General features: G+C 65.0%; 16 protein-coding genes and 1 pseudogene. 11 read left to right on the forward strand and 6 right to left on the reverse strand.

Translation table 11 applies throughout. The features are described from left to right. Nucleotides 1-91 precede the first annotated feature (91 nt). The 3 genes from MTR72_RS32735 to nthA are packed head-to-tail and all read right to left on the reverse strand — an operon-like array spanning nt 92 to nt 1,763. The gene (locus MTR72_RS32735) at nt 92-472 is read right to left on the reverse strand and encodes a nitrile hydratase accessory protein (RefSeq protein WP_280963937.1); all 381 of its coding nucleotides are present in this window, start codon (nt 470-472) and stop codon (nt 92-94) included. Beyond that, on the reverse strand, nt 472-1,131 hold the full coding sequence (gene nthB / locus MTR72_RS32740; RefSeq protein ID WP_280963936.1) for a nitrile hydratase subunit beta: 660 nt from the start codon (nt 1,129-1,131) through the stop codon (nt 472-474). The genes MTR72_RS32735 and nthB overlap by 1 nt, the downstream gene beginning before the upstream one ends. Beyond that, entirely contained in the window at nt 1,128-1,763 is a 636-nt protein-coding gene (gene nthA / locus MTR72_RS32745) for a nitrile hydratase subunit alpha (protein WP_280963935.1), read from the reverse strand. Before nthA ends, nthB begins: the two co-directional genes overlap by 4 nt. Nucleotides 1,764-1,886: 123 nt before the next feature. Between nthA and MTR72_RS32750 the strand changes: the two genes are divergently transcribed. The 4 genes and pseudogenes from MTR72_RS32750 (at nt 1,887) to MTR72_RS32765 (ending at nt 6,313) form a co-directional block, all read left to right on the forward strand. Continuing rightward, nucleotides 1,887-2,693: an enoyl-CoA hydratase/isomerase family protein gene (locus MTR72_RS32750; RefSeq protein WP_280963934.1), complete on the forward strand. Its 807-nt coding sequence runs from the start codon at nt 1,887-1,889 to the stop codon at nt 2,691-2,693. Between the two features lie 115 nt (nt 2,694-2,808). After that, nucleotides 2,809-4,284 carry a DASS family sodium-coupled anion symporter gene (locus MTR72_RS32755; RefSeq protein WP_280963933.1) on the forward strand — a complete coding sequence of 492 codons (1,476 nt, stop codon included), beginning with the start codon at nt 2,809-2,811 and terminating at the stop codon, nt 4,282-4,284. A 237-nt stretch (nt 4,285-4,521) separates the two neighbouring features. Continuing rightward, nucleotides 4,522-5,658, forward strand: a pseudogene (locus tag MTR72_RS32760) (methionine ABC transporter ATP-binding protein). Beyond that, nucleotides 5,648-6,313 (forward strand): methionine ABC transporter permease, encoded by a 666-nt coding sequence (locus MTR72_RS32765; RefSeq protein ID WP_280963932.1) that lies wholly within the window; start codon nt 5,648-5,650, stop codon nt 6,311-6,313. The pseudogene MTR72_RS32760 and the gene MTR72_RS32765 overlap by 11 nt, the downstream one beginning before the upstream one ends. A gap of 6 nt (nt 6,314-6,319) precedes the next feature. Here MTR72_RS32765 and MTR72_RS32770 read toward each other — a convergent pair whose 3' ends face one another. Next, nucleotides 6,320-7,309 (reverse strand): helix-turn-helix domain-containing protein, encoded by a 990-nt coding sequence (locus MTR72_RS32770; protein WP_280963931.1) that lies wholly within the window; start codon nt 7,307-7,309, stop codon nt 6,320-6,322. 180 nt (nt 7,310-7,489) lie between these two features. Here MTR72_RS32770 and MTR72_RS32775 point away from each other — a divergent pair, with 180 nt between their 5' ends. Beyond that, nucleotides 7,490-8,686 (forward strand): serine hydrolase domain-containing protein, encoded by a 1,197-nt coding sequence (locus tag MTR72_RS32775; RefSeq protein WP_280963930.1) that lies wholly within the window; start codon nt 7,490-7,492, stop codon nt 8,684-8,686. 15 nt (nt 8,687-8,701) lie between these two features. Continuing rightward, on the forward strand, nt 8,702-10,699 hold the full coding sequence (locus tag MTR72_RS32780; RefSeq protein ID WP_280963929.1) for a primary-amine oxidase: 1,998 nt from the start codon (nt 8,702-8,704) through the stop codon (nt 10,697-10,699). Here the strand turns inward: MTR72_RS32780 and MTR72_RS32785 are convergent. Continuing rightward, nucleotides 10,696-11,346: a glutathione S-transferase family protein gene (locus MTR72_RS32785; RefSeq protein ID WP_280963928.1), complete on the reverse strand. Its 651-nt coding sequence runs from the start codon at nt 11,344-11,346 to the stop codon at nt 10,696-10,698. The genes MTR72_RS32780 and MTR72_RS32785 overlap by 4 nt on opposite strands. A 183-nt stretch (nt 11,347-11,529) precedes the next feature. Between MTR72_RS32785 and MTR72_RS32790 the strand changes: the two genes are divergently transcribed. Beyond that, nucleotides 11,530-12,357, forward strand: coding sequence for a hypothetical protein (locus MTR72_RS32790; protein ID WP_280963927.1), 828 nt, complete (start codon nt 11,530-11,532; stop codon nt 12,355-12,357). A 137-nt stretch (nt 12,358-12,494) separates the two neighbouring features. Next, complete coding sequence (locus tag MTR72_RS32795) at nt 12,495-13,169, forward strand: HAD family hydrolase (RefSeq protein WP_280963926.1); 675 nt, start codon at nt 12,495-12,497, stop codon at nt 13,167-13,169. A 603-nt stretch (nt 13,170-13,772) separates the two neighbouring features. Here the strand turns inward: MTR72_RS32795 and MTR72_RS32800 are convergent. Continuing rightward, entirely contained in the window at nt 13,773-14,978 is a 1,206-nt protein-coding gene (locus MTR72_RS32800) for a M24 family metallopeptidase (protein ID WP_280963925.1), read from the reverse strand. Between the two features lie 424 nt (nt 14,979-15,402). On the opposite strand from MTR72_RS32800, the gene MTR72_RS32805 reads away from it, so the two are divergent. Genes MTR72_RS32805 through MTR72_RS32815 form a run of 3 tightly spaced genes read left to right on the forward strand, consistent with a single transcriptional unit; the run spans nt 15,403 to nt 19,999 of the window. Next, nucleotides 15,403-16,422, forward strand: a complete 1,020-nt coding sequence (locus MTR72_RS32805; RefSeq protein WP_280963923.1) for a TRAP transporter substrate-binding protein — start codon at nt 15,403-15,405, stop codon at nt 16,420-16,422. Between the two features lie 15 nt (nt 16,423-16,437). Beyond that, nucleotides 16,438-18,327, forward strand: a complete 1,890-nt coding sequence (locus tag MTR72_RS32810) for a TRAP transporter large permease (protein WP_280963921.1) — start codon at nt 16,438-16,440, stop codon at nt 18,325-18,327. Between the two features lie 22 nt (nt 18,328-18,349). Beyond that, nucleotides 18,350-19,999 carry an acyl-CoA synthetase gene (locus MTR72_RS32815; protein WP_280963920.1) on the forward strand — a complete coding sequence of 550 codons (1,650 nt, stop codon included), beginning with the start codon at nt 18,350-18,352 and terminating at the stop codon, nt 19,997-19,999. Nucleotides 20,000-20,061 lie beyond the last annotated feature (62 nt).

The raw sequence follows: 20,061 nt of genomic DNA on the forward strand, positions 1-20,061 counted from the left end.
ACGGAGAAGCCGCGGCGTACTGGATTCCCCGCTTGCGCGGGGAATGACAGTGCGGGTTAAGGCGAACAGCTCCCACGCTACGCGCAGAAAACTACCGCGCAAAATCCTCCGGCGTCAGCTCGATCGGCTTGCCGTGCGGGGTGCGGTCGGCGGCGTGGTCCCAGGCGTCGCGGTAACGATGCAAGGCCTCCGCGGAAGTGACGCCCTTGCTTGCGACGAGCTTTTCCAGCGTGGCGAGCCAGTGCAGATAGTAGGTCTCGCCGGTGTCGGGATCGCCCGCGGCTTGCGCCCGCTTGATCTCGTCGGCGAGCGCGGCGGCCCATTCGGGCCAGGTGAACAGGCCGCGGTCGTGCAGGGTGAGCGCCATCGCGAAGGCGTGCGCTTCCCATGGCGCGCGGAACACCGGGCCGTCGTCATCGCGCGGAATGCTCGGAATCGCCGCGGTCGCGGCGGCCGCAGCCGTGCTGCTCATCACGCCGGGTCCAGATAGGGCTCGAAGGCGTCGATCGAGACCTTCGAGGTCGGATCACCGTCGGTGCCCCAGAGATCGCGGCCCTCGAACACAACCGTGTAGAGCCACTGCGGATTCTCGCCGAGGTCCATCGCCGCAGAGTCCGGGAACACGTGACAGCCATGGTTCAGCTCAATCACGCCGACATGCCCGCGGACATAGCGCGGCAGCCTCGTATGCGTGGTCGGATGAATGTTCTTCGCGCGCACGCGGTCGCCGATGTTGAATTTGGCCGGCGCCGGGGCAGGGCGGGCGAACTTGCCGCGCACCATCACGCGCTCGATATCGTCGAGATCGAACTTACCGTGCTTGAGCGCCTTCGCCGGCTGCACCGCGTGACCGGCGGCGACATCCTCCCTGGTGAGATAGCCCTTCTCGATCAGCATCTCCTCGAGGCCGAGGAACCACTTCTTGTAGTAGGAGCTCGCGAGGTACACGTGTGGCGGCAGCGTCTCGCGATAGAAGCGCGAGGTGTCGATGTTGAAGGCGCCGGCGGCGCCCATCGCGCGCACCATCGCCAGCACGCGGGCTTCCCAATCTGCGTGGAACATCGGCTCGTTGGGCTCGGGCTCGACCTTGCCGAAGCCGTCCATGCCGCCCATGTCGTGTACGCCGTTCATGACGGAGCTCCGGGCTTCTTGGGAAAGCCGGTGCCGATCATGGAATCGCGGGTGACGAGCTCGGCGAGCTGCTCCTCGCTCCAGCCCTCCGTGCCTTCCGGGCGCATCGGAAGCACCAGAAAGCGCGTCTCGGCGGTCGAATCCCACACCCTGATTTCGACGTCCTTCGGCATCGTCACGCCGAAGTCGGCGAGCACGCCGCGGGGATCCTTCACCGCGCGGGAGCGGTAGGGCGCAGCCTTGTACCAGACGGGCGGCAAGCCCAGCATTTCCCAGGGGTAGCAGGAGCACAACGTGCACACGACCATGTTGTGACGCTGCGGCGTGTTCTCGACCACCACGAGATGATCGCCGACGCGGCTGACATGGCCGAGCGTGCCGACCGCCTTGCTGCCATCCTCCAGCAGCGCCTTCTTGAACGCAGGATCGGTCCAGGCCTTGGCGACGACGCGCGCACCGTTATGCGGACCGATCTTGGTCTCATAGGCCTGGATGATGGCGTCGAGAGCAGCCGGCTCGACATAGCCCTTTTCGGTCAGGATCGTCTCGAGCGCGCGCACGCGCAGCTCGGTCTCGGACAGTTCCGAATGGTCGTGATCGTGATGATGGTGGTGGTCATGATCGCTGCTCATGGGGCGGAAGATAGGCGCAATCTTCCCTGCCTGTCGAGCGTTCGTTGCAGTGCAATCCGGCCACGTATTCGTGACGCCGTTTGTGCGCTAGCATCGACCTAAATTGTGCTTTGGAGGCGCCTGGTGACCGACTTCGTGAAGATCGAGAAGGGCCACGGACCCGAAGGGCGAATCGCGATTGTGCGGTTCGACCGCGGCGATGGCATCAATGCGCTGTCGCCGGAGGCGCTGCGGCAGCTCACCGCGGCTGCGCGCAGCTTCGAGGATGATGCAGCGACCTCCGTCGTGGTGCTGACGGGAAGTGTGAACTGCTTCAGCGCCGGCTTCGACCTGAAGGATGCCGAGGGCCGATCGCGCAAAGACATGGACCTCGGCACGCTGCGTCGGCACTTGAAGCTCGGGCCGCGCCTGACCCAGGCTTGGCAGGGGATGGAGCAGATCACGATCGCGGCCATCGAGGGCTTTTGCGTCGGCGGCGGCGTGGCACTCGCAGTCGCGCTCGACTTCCGCGTGATGGGGCGCGATGCGCATCTACGCGTGCCTGAGATCGGGCTCGGCATGAACATGAGCTGGCAGAGCATCCCGCGCATGCTGCATCTGATCGGCCCGGCCCGCACCAAGCAGGCGGTGATCCTGGCCGACCAGCGCATCTCGGCGGACGAGGCCTACGAATGGCACCTGGTGGAGCAGGTGGTCGATCCTGGCAAGGCATTCGATGCCGCCATGGACCTTGGTCGCAAGGTGGCCGCTCAGCCGCCGCTCTCGGTCGCCATGACCAAACTCACCGTCAACAGGCTCGCGCATGCGCTGGACGATCTCGCCAGCCACATGGACGTCGACCAGTACGCGCTCGCGAGCCTCACCGAGGACCACAAGGAGGGCGTTGAAGCGTTCCTGAGCCGCCGCAAGCCGCGGTTCAAGGGACGGTAGAACGCTATGTCAGGCCATTGATCGGGCCGCGGACAGTTCGTATACGCCGCGATAGGGACAAGAGCGCGCCGGCCGACGAGCCGGCAAGATACGACGAAATCGACGGGGAGGGCCCATGAACGCCAGCTCGCAGGCGCCTGAGGCGAAAGGATTTCGCTGGAAACTGATCGCGCCGCTCGTCGTGTGGCTCGCGATCTATCTGTGGCCGGTTCCCGCGGGACTCAACGTCAACCAGTGGCACTATTTTGCAGTATTCGCGGCGGTCATCACCGGCCTGATCCTGGAATCGATGCCGGTCGGCGCGGTCGGCCTGATCGGGCTGACCGTCGCTGGCATCAGTGGCTATATCGATGCGGACCCGACCAAGTCGCTGCGCTGGATGCTGGCGGGATTTGCCGAAAGCACGGTGTGGCTGATCGTCGGCGCCTTCGTGTTCTCGATCGGCTATCGCAAGAGCGCGCTCGGCCGCCGCATCGCGCTCGTATTGGTGCAACGCCTCGGCCGCAATACGCTCGGCCTCGGTTATGCCGTGGCGATGTCGGATTTCCTGCTCGCGCCGGCGACACCGTCCAACACCGCGCGCAGCGGCGGCATCGTCTATCCCATCATCAGCAACATCCCGCGCATCTACGGCTCCGAGCCTGGACCGACCGCCGGCAAGATCGGCACCTATGTGATGTGGACCGCTTTTGCTGCGACCGCTGTCACGAGCTCGCTGTTCTTCACCGCGCTTGCGCCCAATGCGGCGGCACTCGCGATCGCCAAGAAGACGGTCGGGGTCGAGGTGAGCTGGGGCCAGTGGTTCATCGGCTTCGCGCCGCTCGGCATCGTCCTGATGCTGCTCGTCCCGTTGCTCAGCTATCTCGTGTGCCGGCCTGAGGTGAAGCGCAGCCCCGAAATCTCCGAATGGGCGGCGAAAGAGCTCGCAGGCATGGGCCCGATGTCGCGCAACGAATGGATCATGCTCTGCCTGATCGTGCTCGCGATGTTCCTGTGGATCGCGGGCTCGAGCCCGGACATCCACGTGCCACTGCTCGGCTCGAACTTCGTCAACGCCACCACCGTCGTGTTCATCGTGATCTCGCTGATGCTGGTCACCGGCGTGATCGAGTTTGCCGACATCGTGGCCGAGAAGAGCGCCTGGGAGGTGTTCTTCTACTTCACCTCGCTCTTGACGCTGGCCTCGGGCCTCAACGAGATCGGCTTCATCAAGTGGTTCGCCAACGAATACGCCAAGCCGCTTGCCGGCCTGTCGCCGGCCACCGCCATGCTCCTGCTGGTCGCGCTGTTCTTCTGGATCCACTATTTCTTCTCCAGCATCACCTCGCACGCGGCCGCAGTGCTGCCTGTGGTGCTCGCGGTCGGCTCGGGCATCGCCGACCTGCCGGTCGGAACGCTCGCCATGCTCTGCATGTATTCGCTCGGCCTGATGGGCGTGATCTCGCCCTACGCGACGGGACCTGCGCCGATGTATTTCGGCAGCGGCTATATCGGCAAAGGCCGGTTCTGGAGTTTTGGCCTGATCTTCGGGCTGATCTATTTCGCAGGGCTGCTGCTCATCGTGCTGCCCTGGTTGCAGATGGTCCGGTAAGGGGACTCGCCGGTCGCCCGCCGCGGATGAATTTTCTTCGGCGGGGAGGGATCTGGAAAATTTCTCCTCCGCGGAGAAAATATCTGAAATTGCCAGACGGCCATGAACGCGCGATGGTGTGTGCTGCAGTGCAGCGCTTCCGATGGAACCGTCTGCCACGCTGTTTCCCCGTCGCTTGAAGCGACTTGCCCTCGCACCCTGCATGGCGTTGCGAGCCGGCGATCCGTTGTGAAAAAGATGAACGCGCACCAATCCCTGGCCATCGGACGGCCGATCGATCCTCGTGAGGCGGTATCACAAGCCCCAGTCCCGGCGGATACGATGGTCCGCTTCGAGGGCATCTCGAAGCTCTATCCGGCCTATCGCGGCAAACCCGGCGTCAATGCGCTGCAAGGCATCGATTTCGCCATCGCGCGCGGATCGATCACCGGCGTGATCGGCCGCTCGGGCGCCGGCAAGTCGAGCCTGGTCCGCCTGATCAACGGGCTGGAAAAACCGACGACGGGCCGCGTCGTCGTCGACGGCCGCGACATCTCCGCACTCGCCGGCCATGAGCTGCGACTGGCGCAGCGTTCGATCGGGATGATTTTCTAGCACTTCAACCTGCTGTCATCGCGGACGGCGGCCGCCAACATCGCGCTGCCGCTGGAGATCGCGGGATGGCCGAAAGCAGAGATCAAGGCGCGCGTGGCCGAGTTGCTCGCGCTGGTCGGCATCGCCGACAAGCACGACCGCTATCCCTCGGAGCTGTCCGGCGGCCAGAAGCAGCGGGTCGGCATCGCGCGGGCGCTTGCGACCCGGCCGAGCGTGCTGTTGTCGGACGAGGCAACCTCGGCGCTCGATCCGCAGACCACGCGTGCGATCCTCGATCTGCTCGCGAGCATCAACCGCGAGCTCGGGGTGACCATCGTGCTGATCACGCACGAGATGTCAGTCGTCCGTCAGCTCGCGAACGAAGTCGTCGTGCTGGATAGCGGCCGCATCGTCGAAAAGGGCCATGTCGCCGACATCTTCACCCATCCACAACACCCGATCACGCAGTCCTTCCTGGCCGAGGTGATCGGCGACAGCCTGCCGGTGTCGTTGGCGAGCCGGCTTGTGTCTGAACCGCTTTCAGGCGGGCAGGTCGTCATCCGCGTCCAGGTGCGCGGCGCAGGGACCGGCGATACGCTGGTCGCGCGGCTCGCGCGCGAGCTCGGCCTTGACGTCTCGCTGCTGTCGGCCCGCATCGACGAGATCGGCGGCCAGCATGTCGGCTCACTGACGCTTGGCATTCCCCTTGGCATTCCCGGCGGCGAGGCCGCGGTGGGGCGGGCGCTCGCCTGGTTATCTCAATATCAATTCGCAGCGGAGCGGCTCGGCTATGTCGCCTGAACTCATCAACCTGATCATCCAGGCCACCGGCGAGAGCCTGTTCATGGTCGGGGTCGCGGCGTTGCTCGGCACCGCCTTCGGCCTGCCGATTGGCGTCTTCCTCGCGACCAGTCGGAAAGGCGAGCTGTTCGCGGCGCCCGTCATCAATGCCGTGCTCGGCATCATCGTCAATGCGACGCGCTCCACGCCCTTCATCATCCTCGTCGTGGCGATCATCCCGTTCACGCGGCTCGTCGCCGGAACCTCGATCGGATCGACGGCGGCGATCGTGCCGCTGACGATCGCCTCGACGCCGTTCATCGCGCGCCTGGTCGAAGCCGCAATCCGCGAGGTCGATGCAGGGCTGATCGAGACCGCGTCCTCGTTCGGCGCGTCGCCGCTCCAGATCGTGCTCAAGGTGCTGATCCCCGAGGCACTGCCGGGGCTGCTCCTGGCGCTGACGCTCGCGGTCGTCAGCCTGCTCGGCTACTCCGCCATGGTCGGCGCGGTCGGCGGCGGCGGGCTCGGCGATCTCGGCATTCGCTACGGCTACCAGCGCTTCATGCCGGAGATGATGCTGGCCGTCGTGGTGGTGCTGATCGCGCTGGTGCAGCTCGTCCAGAGCGCAGGCGACTATCTCGCGCGCCGGGTCAACCGCCGGCTGCGGCATCGCTGATACGGGTTAGGCCACAAGCCTGGCGCGCCGCAGGGTCTCCGAGGGCAGCTCGGAGAAGTGGCGCTTATAGTCGAGCGAAAACTGGCTGAAGTGCCAGAAGCCGTGCTGCACGGCGATGTCGTAGACGGACGTGTTGGCGCCATCGGCGCGCTTGAGATCGCGCCGCACGCGGTTCAGGCGCATCGCACGCCAATAGTGCATCGGGCTCGTGCCCAAGACCTCCTGGAAGCAATAGCCGAGCTTGCGTGGGCTCGCGCCAACCGCCTTGCACACCTCCAAGAGCGAGAGCGAGCGATCGCCGCTGCCGTGCATCAGTTCGCGGGCGCGATCGACGGTCCGCTTGCGGGCCGTGGCGCTGCGTCCGGGATCGCTTGGGCGTGCGGTCGGCAGCATGTCCATGATCTCGACGAGGAGGGCGTCCTCGAGCGCCAGTTGCGCCGCCGGATCGTTGAACGACTCTGGTGCGACCGTGATGATGTCGTGGATCACGGCGAGATGCCGGCGCAGTCGCGCCACCGGCGCCTCCGCCATCTCGATCACGGAGAGCTGGTGCCAGACGGCGCGTGGCAGCGCGATGTCGAGACGCGCGGCGAGCTCCTCGATCAGGCCAGCGCTGGTGACGACGCCGCGCAGCTCAAATGCCTTCGGCGTGCACATATCGACCTCGGCGTCGATGCAGGCGATGACCTTGGCACCTGCGACGCTGGCACCATTGCAATTGACCTCGTCCGTAGCGTGCCAGGGCAGGCCGATGCCAAAGCTACCAGCGCCGAGTTGGCCGTACTGGCGGACCTGTTGGCTGGTGATTTCGCGGAACGCCTCGAGGCGGGGCAGCGAGAGCTGCGTGAAACTGCCTGCGAAAGTGCCGGCGCTGATCTGGTCATAGCTCAGCCGCCAGCGGCCGAGCGTGGCGCAATGCTCATCGACATCCGTGCTGCTGGCCTGAAGCAGGCTGACGGCCGAACCTGGCGTCGGAAGAGTCGCGTCCAAGCCCATGACAACGCTCGAAATTTGCAAGGCCCTCCGACCAGCAAGAACCGCGCCAGACTGGCACGGCCGCGGGCGGTGTCCAGCGAAATATTGCCGGATCTCGATAACGCCCGGCCGCGCCCGGATGCAGACTTTCGTCCTGCCGTTCCCGCCATCGAGGTCGGGACGGCCTATCGGAGGATCGAGATGCGACCGACCGAGATCATGCGCGGCAGCCCGGCTGCGCCCGAGGCCCAAGTAACGCGTGCCAACTGGCGCAGCTTCCCCGCCATCCGTTGGGGGTTCACCCACGTCCGTGAGGTGCTGCCGACAGCGGAAATCCGCCGCTCAGCGCAGCCGACACCGATCGCAAGCGCGCCGCGTGAGCTGACCAAGCTAGGCTTCACGGCGCCTGACGGCAATCCCACCACCATCGAGGCCACGCTGCGCGAGACCTTCGCCGATGCGCTGCTCGTCATGCACCGGGGCTCGCTGATCCACGAATGGTATGACGACGGCATGAGCACGACCACGCCGCACCTGGTCTGCTCCATCAGCAAATCGATCGCCGGCACGCTCGGCGGCGTGCTCGCCGCACGCGGCCTGGTCGATCCGGAGGCGAGGGTGGTCCGCTATGTGCCGGAGCTCGAGAATTCGGCCTACGGCACCTGCACCGTCCGCAACGTCCTCGACATGGCGGTCGCGATCAAGTTCGAGGAGGACTACGAGGACCCTGCCGGCGACGTCGCGCGCTATCGCTTCTCCTCGGGCTGGGACGTGCCGCCGCCCGGTGTCGAGGCCGGTCACCAACGGGCCTATCTCACGACGCTGCGGGCCACAGGCAAACCACACGGCAAGGTGTTCCACTACGTCTCGCCGAACACGGAAGTGCTCGGCTGGGTCTATGAGCGCGCCTGCGCCCAGTCGTACCCGCGCATCCTCTCTGAATATCTCTGGCAACCGATGGGTGCGGAGGAGGATGCCTCGATGACTCTCGATAGCCACGGCATGGGCCGCATCGCGGGCGGGCTCTCGGTCACTCCACGCGACCTGATCCGGTTCGGCGAGATGATCCGCTGCCGCGGCACTGTTCAGGGGCGGCAGGTGGTGCCGGGCTGGTGGATCGACGACATCCACGAGAACGGCGATCACAAGGCGTGGGCGGACGGCGATCTCGCCGACATCTTCCCGGGCGCGCGCTACCGCAGCAAATGGTACACGATCGATCCCTCGCGCAACGATCTCGCCGCGATCGGCATCCATGGCCAGTGGCTCTATGTCGACGCGGCCTCCGATACCGTGATCGTCAAGCTCGCGACTCAGCCGAAGGCGATGGACGTTCCGCTCGATCATCGCTGGCTCGCCGCGTTTCGCGCCATCACCGCGCATCTCGCCTCGCGCTGACTCTCGGACATCATCATGCTCGATACCGTCACAGCCACATCGCCGGCGCAGGCCGCCACACCGCATCCGCTCGATCCGCTGACGACCGCGGAAATCTCCGCGGCGTGCGCGCTGGTGCGCGCAGCAGCCACATCGCCCGAGAGCTGCCGCTTCCCGGCCGTGCGCCTGGAAGAGCCGACCAAGCAGGAGCTGGCGGCAGGCGGGGCAGGGCTGCCGCGCCGCGCCTTCGTGCTGACGCTGGACATCGTGACCGGCGAGGCGATCGAGCACATCGTCGATCTCAGCCGCGGCGAGATCGTCGGCCGCAAGGTCGTGCCGAACCGCGAGGCCCCCTACGGGCAGCCCCCGCTGATGCTCGAGGAGTTCTTCAAATGCGAGGCCGTGGTCAAGGCCGATCCCGGTTGGCGCGCGGCGATGCACCGGCGCGGCCTCAGCGACAAGGATATCGAGCTGGTCCAGGTCGATCCGTTCTCCTCGGGCTTCTTCGACAAGGAGTTCGAGCGCGGCGCACGTATCGTGCGCGCCGTCAGCTATTTTCGCGAGCACCTCCAGGACAACGGCTACGCCCACCCGATCGAGGGCGTCGTCGCGGTCGTCGACCTGATCGGGGGCAGGGTCATCGACCTCACCGATGCGGATCCGATCGTGCCGATCCCGCGCAAGAAGCGGAACTACGGCGCACACGAAGTCAAGAACGCTCGCACCGACATCAAGCCGCTGCACATCGAGCAGCCGGAGGGCGCGAGCTTCCGCGTCGATGGCTGGCTGGTCGAATGGCAGAAATGGAGCTTTCGCGTCGGCTTCACGCCGCGCGAGGGGCTGGTGTTGCATCAGCTCGCCTACCAGGACGGCGGGCGCAAGCGTTCGCTGATCCATCGCGCCAGCGTCACCGAGATGGTGGTGCCTTATGCCGACCCGACCGCCAACCATTTCTGGAAGTCGGCGTTCGACGCCGGCGAATACGGGCTCGGCATGCTCGCCAATGCGCTCGAGCTCGGCTGCGACTGCCTCGGCAACATCCATTATTTCGACGTGCCGGCGGCCGACAGCAAGGGCGAGCCGTTCGTCATGCAGAACGCCATCTGCATGCATGAAGAAGACTACGGAATTGCCTGGAAACACTACGAATTCCGCAACGGCCTGTTCGAGGTCCGCCGCTCCCGGCGGCTCGTCATCTCGTTCTTCGCAACCGTCGGCAATTACGACTACGGCTTCTATTGGTACCTCTACCAGGACGGCACCATCCAACTCGAGACTAAGCTCACCGGCATCATCCAGACTGCGGCCGTCAAGCCCGGCGATAAATATCGCTGGGGCGGCATGGTCGACGACAATCTGGGCGGGCCGACGCACCAGCACTTCTTCAACGTGCGCCTGCACATGGATCTCGATGGCGGCGGTAACACCGTCACCGAGCATGAGTTCATGCCGCGGCCCTGGGGCGATGACAATCCGCATGGCAACGTGTTTGACACGACAACGCGCATTCTGTCGCGCGAGCGCGACGCGGCCTCGGTCGCCAATGGCGGGACCGGCCGGTTCTGGAAGATCAGCAATCCCAACGAGACCAATTCGGTCGGCGGCGCGCCGGCCTACAAGCTCGTGGTCAATCCGAGCCCGCTGATGCTGGCGCAGGAGGGCAGTTACGTGCGCAGACGAGGCGGCTTCGCCACCAAGCATGTCTGGGTCACGGCGTTCGATCCCGCCGAGAAATACGCCAGCGGGGACTATCCCAACGTCCATGCCGGCGGCGACGGCCTGCCGCGCTACGCCGCGCAGAACCGCAACATCGAGAATGCCGACCTCGTGGTGTGGCACTCCTTTGGCCACACTCATATCTGCAAGCCCGAGGATTTCCCGATCATGCCGGTCGAATATGCCGGCTTCATGCTGAAGCCGACCGGCTTCTTTGCGGCCAATGCCGCCGGCGACATCCCGCCGGACCGCAACAGCCGCAGCGTGCTCGCCGCCGACCAAAACGGCGCCGGCGGATCGTGCTGCCGAAGGAGCTAGATTAGCGGCTTGCCGGTGTTCACCGCCAGTTGAGCGTCGAAAGCCCGCTTGTAGGCGGGCCGCGCTTCACCGCGGGCAAGATAGGCGGCCAGGTTCGGATATTCGTCCAGAATGCCCGACGATTTCAGGCGGAGCAGCACCGATACCATCATCAGGTCGCCCGCGCTGAACGCACCATCGAGCCAATCGGTATCCCCGAGGCGTCGGGAAAGTTGGTTCAGCCGGTCGCGGATGCGACCTTCGACCAGAGGCAGGCGCTCCTTGTTCCAGGGCTTGTCGCCCTCTAACAGTCTGGCGGTTCCAAGCTCAAGGATCGGCGGCTCCACCGTGTTGAGCGCGGCAAACATCCAAGTGATCGCGCGCGCCCGGGCATTGGCGTCATCCGGCAGAAGACCGGCATGGCGCTGGGCGATGTGGAAGACGATCGCCCCCGTCTCGAACAGCACGAGATCGCCTTCTTCATAGGTCGGAATCTGACCGAAAGGATGAAGAGCCAGATGCGCAGGTTCCTTCATCGCATGAAACGAAACGAGGCGGACCTTGTAGGGTTGACCCACTTCCTCAAACGCCCAGCGAACGCGCGTATCACGCGCCAGTCCTATGCCGCCATCGGGTGACCGTTCAAAGGCGGTAATGGTGATGGTCATCGTGAGGCTCTCCTTAGCCAAAAGCTGTGGAGCCGGCGTCATTGGCCCGGCATTGGCACGACGAACGGGGCGTTCGGAGACCGACATCATTCTGCAGATTTTTTTGACGGCTGAGGGGCCGATGAACCTCCCGTCGAGCGCCGGCACAAAGACTGGAGATCACTTCGCCCCGCGGGAATCGCCATGAGACCGCTTGCCTTGCTCTGCCTGCTCGTGTTCGCCACCAACGCATATGCGGCCGCTCCCGAGCAGCCATACCTCGACCTACGCGATCGCTACATCGCAAAGTTCTCGAAGGCGGCGGAGAACGACGAGACTTACAAGCAGCACGATATGGCTCTTAAGGAGTTGGCAGAGGTGCTGCGTGGCCTGATGGGGCCGATCACGATCAAGGGGCTGCCGACGGAGGCAAAGTCGAACGTCGACACGCTCTATAAGGGCGACTCGGGCTTCGGCCATCTCGATGGGCTCGCTTTCGCCTCCGAAGGCGACAAGACGCAAGTCGTGGTGACGACCAGCACGCTGCTCAAGCACTGGCTTGCCGAGCATCGCGAGGACGGCATGCCGCAGGAGATCAGCGCCGCGTTCAGGTCAGACCGCTTCTACTACGCTGCGATCCAGGATTCCGCTTTCGCCAAATATGCAGAGCTGCCGATCGCAAAGCCCGCGACGGCGAGCGTAGCGGTCGCCGTGCTGGGCGTGCGCGGCAATGGCGATCTGAAAGGACCGCCTGACGAAATCGACGTCGTCGCGATCCAGGGCGAGAAGGTTTTCTTTGTCGCCACGTCGGACGCGGTAAAGACGGCGCCGATCCCGGCTTGCGAGAAGGTCTGGAAGCAGATGATGGCCAGACCCGTCGACAAGAAAGACCCGCGCGGCGACATGACCCGCGAAGACAATGCGATGACCGCATTCACGGCGTGCTTCGCCAAGCAGGCGCCGAGCCAGAGCTGGTTCGCCACCACCGTCAAGAAGGCGCAGAGTCAGCTCGACCAATTGCCGCTGCGCTAGAGCGCTTCAAGGGGACGTATATCGCGGCCTGGTGATGCAACGGGAGGGAACCAGCGGCTCTGTTGATCGTAAGCCAAGCGTCGGGCCAGCGAGGCGAGGGCGCCTCGGTCGGCGACGCCTGGCGACGGAGACATCACATGCGCATCGAGCCAATCTTTCTGTTTGACCTCGACGGCACGCTGGTCGACAGCGTCTATCAACATGTGCTGGCCTGGAAACACGCGCTCGAAGCCGAAGGCATCGAGCTGTCGGTCTGGCGCATTCATCGCAAGATCGGCATGAGCGGCGGGCTCTTCACCAACCAGCTCCTGCGCGAAATCGGCGTGGAGATAAGCGAAGAACGCATCGACCGGCTGCGGCGGGCGCACGCGGCGTCGTACCAGCAGCAGGCCAGCCAGATCCGGCCGCTGCCAGGCGCGCGCGAACTGCTGCGATGGTTGTCGGACGCGAAGATTCCCTGGGCGATTGCGACCAGCGGCCGGATGGAGACCGCGGCCGTCAACCTGGCCTCACTCGGCGTCGATCCCCAGCGCACGCCAGTGGTGACGCGCGACCAGGTCAAATACGCGAAGCCCGACCCCGATCTGTTTCTCGCCGCAGCGGCCCGGCTGAATGCACCGATCGAGACGGCGGTCGTGGTTGGCGACAGCGTCTGGGACATGATGGCGGCGGTGCGCTGCCGCGCGCTTGGCGTCGGCCTGCTGAGCGGCGGCTATGGACCGGACGAACTCAGGCAATCCGGCGCCTTCCGCGTCTATGACGATCCCGCGGACATGTTGCGCCGGATCGATGAAGTCGGCGGCCGGCGCTAAGGCAGGCGTCCAGCGGGCGCGATTACGATAACCGGAGGGCATTTAGGAACTAGGAATATTCCGGCACGGTTTGTGAGTTGCAGGGAAATCCGATTTTTCGAAGGCGGTACCGCCAGGAGGCGACCGATGAGTGACCAATCCAAGCCGGTAGGTGCAAGCTCTTCCTCCAGCAACAAGCCCGATAAAGGCCTCTCTCGCCGCGGCTTCTTCGAAACCTCGCTCGGCGGCGCAGCGCTCGCCGGCGCGACAGTGGCTCCGGCGTGGGCTCATGGCACGGCAGGATATGTCACGGGTGCCTATGCCCGCGCACGTAGGCCCATCCCGAAAGAGGTCGCGCATTATCAGTATCAACCGAACGGAGCCCAACACTGCGGCGTTTGTGCCCACTTCCGGCCACCCGGTAGCTGCGAGATCGTTGCCGGACCTATCAGCCCGGACGGGTGGTGCCGTTACTTCCGCGGTGCGCGAGGTTCGCGCGGCTCGTCTGGCCCGGGCCGAAGTTATTGATGGGATCGCGCTCACCGTTTGTCGTGCGCCAAAGGAACAGTCTCCCGTCGCGCCACAACTCACGATTTGCGCGTGGGCCTGCCGAGATGCTCAACGCTATCTCGCGGTAAGCCCGCTGCCGCCGCGATTCCAGCCGCGGCCACCCTCGCCGAAGATCTCGTAGCCGCTCGGCGTCACCGCGACCGTATCCTCGAGCTTGATGAAACCGCGCGTGGGATGCTTCATCGTGGTTTCGATCGACACCACCATGCCGGCTTCGAGCGGCTGGCGGGCATCGACGTCGTCATAGGGAACCGGACCGGTGGCGGTCAGGCGAGGGGCCTCGTGGCTGACGAGGCCCATGCCATGGGCCAGGAAATCGGTGCAGCCGCGCTGGCTGATCTGGGCAAGCTGCCGCTCGGCCGCGACGTAGATGTCGCCACCCAAGGCGCCGGGCCGGACCGCGGCGAAGGCGGCACGCTGCACCGCCTCAATCTCGGCCAGATAATCCCTGAGTTCGGCATCGGGATCGCCCAGCACGGCCATCCGTGCGAGGTCGCCGATATAGCCGTGATAATTGCCGCCGGAGTCCAGCGACAGCACGTCGCCTTGCTCCCAGCGCTGCGCCGACGGCGCCCGGTTGTGGCTTTTGCCGCAGGCCAGCAGGCAATACTCGAAGGTGAGGCCGCGATTGACTTCCGCAACGCGCAATCCGTCCGACAATTGCTGCTTGGTCGTGCCCGGGCCGTGCTGCGCAATCACCTCCAGCATCGACGCAATGACGAGCTCGGAGGCGGTCTTGAGTTTTGCCAACTCGTCCGCCGACTTGACCGCGCGCAGCCGCTCCAGCACCAACAGCACGTCCTTGAGCTCGGCGCCGGGCAGGGCCTCAGTAAGCGCCCGGCCCGCATCCATCGGCAGGAATGCCATCTCGACCCCGACCCGCTCCAGCGGCACGCCGGCGTCCCGGATCAGGCCCACGGCCCGCATCACCGCATCGACCGATCCGTTGGACTCGGTCCGGACCTGCGGTACCCATGGCGGCGCCACGGCGCGCTGATGGGTCTCGAGCCGATGGCCGACATAGACGGCCTTCTCCGGAGCGCCCTTGGGATAGACCAGCACCGGCAGATAGCGGCTGACGCCCATGGCATCCATGTAGTCGAAGAAGATCGCGCGCTCGGCACCGAGCAGGTACTGCACATTGTGCTTGGAGGTCGCGATCAGGACGTCGAGCCCGGAGGCCTCCATGAGACCGTCGAGCTTGGCGGCATCGAATGGAATCGCGCGAGAGCCGTTCGCGCGCGCAACGTTCTCCTGCATGACGAACCTCCCATGGCTGGCGCAGCTTGAATGCCGGCGTCGTGGGTCTGGGCTTTGCTGGAAGACGAGTGTGAGCCGGGAGCAGGGTTCTGGCTAGCTGCGGAAATGTCCGGCCTGATCTGCATGCTCAGCCGTAATTCGCATAAGGTATATTATGGAATATATTTATATCGAATTAGATCAGATATTTAGGCAGAAATCCTGCGATGCCGCCTTCGCTCCAGTACCGTTTCGCTCGCCACGACCCTGAGCGCCAATCCGCCGCAGCATGCGTCAACAGCATCGTCTGAAAGCCGATATTGCCGCGGCTCGATGTGGCTGCAATAAGCGAAGCCTCGCGAGATCGCAGATGACCTCATGGCCTTCCGTCCGTATAGGTTTGCGTCTCAGAACAACAACAAACCTTTTTTGGGAGCAAACCCCGATGAACTTTTCCCGACGCACGCTTCTCAAGGCCTCCGCCGCGACCGCGGTCCTGGGCGGCATTGGTGCGCCCCATGTGGCCCGCGCCCAGAGCGCCGAGTTCACCTACAAATACGCCAACAACCTGCCTGACTCACATCCGATGAACGCCCGCGCCAAGGAGATGGCCGCGGCGATCAAGAGCGAGACCAACGGCAAGTTCGACCTCCAGATCTTCCCGAACAACCAGCTCGGGTCCGACACCGACATGCTGAGCCAGATCCGGTCCGGCGGCGTCGAGTTCTTCACGCTGTCCGGCCTGATCCTGGCGACCCTGGTTCCGGCAGCTTCCATCAACGGCATCGGCTTCGCGTTCCCGGACTACGACACGGTCTGGAAGGCCATGGACGGCGACCTCGGCGCCTATGTCCGCGGCGAGATCAAGAAGGCCGGCCTCGAGGTCATGGACAAGATCTGGGACAACGGGTTCCGCCAGACCACGTCCTCGACCAAGCCGATCACGGGGCCGGACGATTTCAAGGGCTTCAAGATCCGCGTGCCGGTGTCGCCGCTGTGGACCTCGATGTTCAAGGCGTTCGATGCCGCGCCCGCTTCGATCAATTTCAGCGAGGTCTATTCGGCGCTCCAGACCAAGGTGGTCGAAGGCCAGGAGAACCCGCTGGCGATCATCTCGACCGCCAAGCTCTACGAGGTGCAGAAATACTGCTCGCTGACCAACCACATGTGGGACGGCTTCTGGTTCCTGGCCAACCGCCGCGCGTGGGAGAAGCTGCCGGCGGACGTGCGCACCATCGTCGCCAAGCACATCAACGCCGCTGCCGTGAACGAGCGCGCCGACACCGCCAAGCTGAACGCCAATCTCCAGCAGGAGCTCGCCGGCAAGGGCCTGACCTTCAACCAGCCCACTGTCGCGCCGTTCCGCGACAAGCTGCGGACCGCCGGCTTCTATGCCGAGTGGAAGGGCAAGTATGGTGAGCAGGCCTGGGACCTCTTGGAAAAAGCCGTCGGCAAGCTGTCGTAAGGCGTTGGAGCCGTCATGGCTCATATCGAGGCACCGGTGACCGAAATGGCGGGCGAGGTGGCTGTGCAGCCCCCTCGCCGATCTTCCGTGCTTGCCTCGCTGGAGCGCGCGCTGGGCCTCCTCGTCGAGATCCCGGCGGCGATCCTGGTCGTCGCCGAGATCGTCATCCTGTTTGCCGGCGTGGTCGCGCGCTACGGGCTGCACCGGCCGCTGATCTGGTCGGACGAGCTCGCCTCGATCCTGTTCCTGTGGCTGGCGATGCTGGGCGCGGCGGTCGCATTCCGCCGCTCCGAGCACATGCGCATGACTGCGATCGTCGCAAGCGCAGGACCTGCGATGCGAGCCTGGCTTGATCTCGTGGCGGTCTCTGCCGCGCTGGCGTTCCTCATGATGATCGTCTGGCCGTCCTACGACTACGCCTATGAGGAAAGCTTCATCACCACGCCGGCGCTGCAGATTTCGAACATGTGGCGCGCCGTGGCGCTGCCGGTCGGCATCTGCCTGATGGCAGCATTCGCGCTGCTGCGGCTGTTGCGGGCCGCGGATTACCGCATGGTGCTGGCGGCCGTGGCGTCCGTCGCCATCGTCGTCGGTTTGTTCTGGCTCGCCGAGCCTTATCTGCGGCCGCTCGGCAACCTCAACCTCGTCATCTTCTTTGTCGGCGTTGCCGGCTTCTGCGTCTTTGCCGGCGTTCCCATTGCGTTCGGCTTTGGCCTCGCGATCTTCGGCTATCTGGCGCTGACCACGCGTACGCCCGTGATGGTGCTCGTCGGCCGGATGGACGAGGGCATGAGCCATCTGATCCTGCTCGCGGTACCGCTGTTCGTGTTCTTAGGGTTGCTGATCGAGATGACCGGCATGGCGCGGGCCATGGTGGCGTTTCTGGCAAGCCTGCTCGGCCACGTCCGCGGCGGCCTGCATTACGTGCTGGTCGGCGCCATGTACCTGGTCTCCGGCATCTCCGGCGCCAAGGCCGCCGACATGGCCGCGGTCGCACCGGTGCTGTTCCCCGAGATGAAAGAGCGTGGCGCCCGCCCCGGCGATCTCGTCGCGCTGCTCGCGGCAACGGGCGCGCAGACCGAAACCATCCCGCCGAGCCTCGTGCTGATCACCATCGGCTCGGTCACCGGCGTGTCGATCGCGGCGCTGTTCACCGGCGGCCTCTTGCCAGGCGTGGTGCTGGCGCTGACGCTCTGCATGCTGGTCTGGTGGCGCTACCGCCACGAGGACATGAGCCACGTCCGCCGCGCCACCACTGGTGAGATCGGCAAGACCTTCATCATCGCCCTGCCCGCATTGGCGCTGCCTTTTGTGATCCGTTACGCCGTGGTCGAGGGCATCGCGACCGCCACGGAAGTCTCGACGATCGGCATCGTCTACGGCGTCCTGGTCGGCCTCCTGATCTACCGCCGCTTCGACTGGCGGCGGCTGTTTCCGATGCTGGTCGAGACCGCCTCGCTCTCCGGCGCCATCCTGCTGATCATCGGCAGCGCCACCGGCATGGCCTGGGGCCTGACGCAATCGGGCTTCTCGCGCTCGCTGGCTTCAGCCATGACCGGCCTGCCCGGCGGCTCGGCCTCGTTCATTGCGGTCTCGATCCTGGCTTTCACCATCCTCGGCAGCGTGCTGGAGGGAATTCCCGCCATCGTGCTGTTCGGGCCGCTGCTGTTTCCCATTGCCCGCGCCGTCGGCGTGCATGAGGTGCACTATGCCATGGTGATCATTTTGGCGATGGGTATCGGGCTATTCGCGCCGCCCTTCGGCGTCGGCTATTATGCTGCCTGCGCCATCGGACGCGTCGATCCGGCCGAAGGCATCCGGCCGATCTGGGGCTACCTGCTGGCGCTGCTCGTGGGATTGATCATCGTCGCGATCTTCCCCTGGATCTCGATCGGATTCCTTTGACGCGGCGTACAGGAGGGTGTCGATGAGTGAGCGGCAGAACCAGTACAATATCGGCCTCGACAAGACACCCGCCAACTACGTGCCCTTGAGCCCGCTGAGCTTCCTCGCGCGCAGCGCCGCCGTCTTTCCCGATCACGTCAGCACGGTCTATGAAGGCCGCAGCTTCACCTGGGCTGAGACTTACGAGCGCTGCCGGCGCTTTGCGTCCTGGCTGGCCGGCAAGGGCATCGGCGTCGGCGACACGGTCGCGGCCATGCTGCCGAACGTGCCGGCGATGAACGAGCTGCACTTTGCGGTGCCGATGGCCGGCGCAGTGCTCAATGCCCTCAACATCCGGCTCGATGCACCCTCGATCGCCTTCCAGCTCGATCATGGCGGGGCCAAGATCATCCTGGTCGATCCCGAATTTGCCGGCGTGATCACCGACGCGCTCGCGCAGATGAACGGGCCAAAGCCTCTTGTGGTCGACGTCGACGACGCCGCGTTCAAGGGCGGCAAGCGCATCGGCGAGATCGAGTACGAAACCGCCGTCGCCCAGGGCGACCCGAACTTCACCGCGATCCTGCCGGCGGACGAGTGGGACGCCATCGCGCTGAGCTACACCTCGGGCACCACGGGCAATCCCAAGGGCGTCGTCACCCATCATCGCGGCGCCTATCTGAACGCCGTCAGCAACATCCTCGCGGGCAATCTCGGCCAGCATCCGGTCTATCTCTGGACGTTGCCGATGTTTCATTGCAACGGCTGGTGCTTCCCGTGGACCATCGCGGCGGCCGCCGGCATCAACGTCTGCCTGCGCAAGGTCGAGCCGAGCAAGATCTTCGCGCTGATCAAGCAGCACGGCGTCACGCACATGTGCGGCGCGCCGATCGTCTACAACACGCTGATCAACGCGCCCGATGCGCCCAAAGGCAACGCGGCCCGCCGCGTCGTCGGCCTGATCGCCGGTGCCGCCCCGCCGGTCGCGGTGCTCGAAGGCGCCGAGAGCATCGGCATCAAGCTCACGCATGTCTACGGCCTGACCGAGGTCTATGGCCCCGCCTCCGTCTGCGCCGAGCAGCCCGGCTGGGATGAGCTTCCCGCGCCCGAACGCGCGCGCATGAAGCGCCGGCAAGGCGTGTCCTACCCGCTGGAAGAAGCTGTCACCGTCATCAATCCGCAGACCATGCAGGAGGTGCCGCGCGATGGCGAGACCATCGGCGAGGTCATGTTCCGCGGCAACATCGTGATGAAGGGCTACCTCAAGAACGAGAAAGCGACGACGGAAGCCTTCGAAGGCGGCTGGTTTCACACCGGCGATCTCGGCGTGCTCGACGAGCACGGCTACATCATCATCAAGGACCGTTCCAAGGACATCATCATCTCCGGCGGCGAGAACATCTCCTCCGTCGAGGTCGAGGACATCCTCTACAAGCATCCGGCCGTGCTGTTCGCGGCCGTGGTCGCAAAGCCCGATCCGAAATGGGGCGAGGTGCCCTGCGCCTTCATCGAATTGAAGGACGGCGCGAGCGCGAGCGAAGCCGACATCATCGCCTTCTGCCGCACCCACCTATCGGGCTTCAAGACGCCGAAGGCCGTCGTGTTCGGACCGATCCCGAAGACCTCGACCGGAAAGATTCAGAAATTCCTGCTGCGCAACGAGGTCGGATCGGCCAAGGCGATCTCGACCTGAGCCAGCCGGCGCCTATGCGGCCAATGGGCAAGATCCTGCTCGGGGCAAGATCCTGCTCGCGC

The organism is Bradyrhizobium sp. ISRA442, assembly GCF_038085055.1.
Lineage (GTDB): Bacteria > Pseudomonadota > Alphaproteobacteria > Rhizobiales > Xanthobacteraceae > Bradyrhizobium.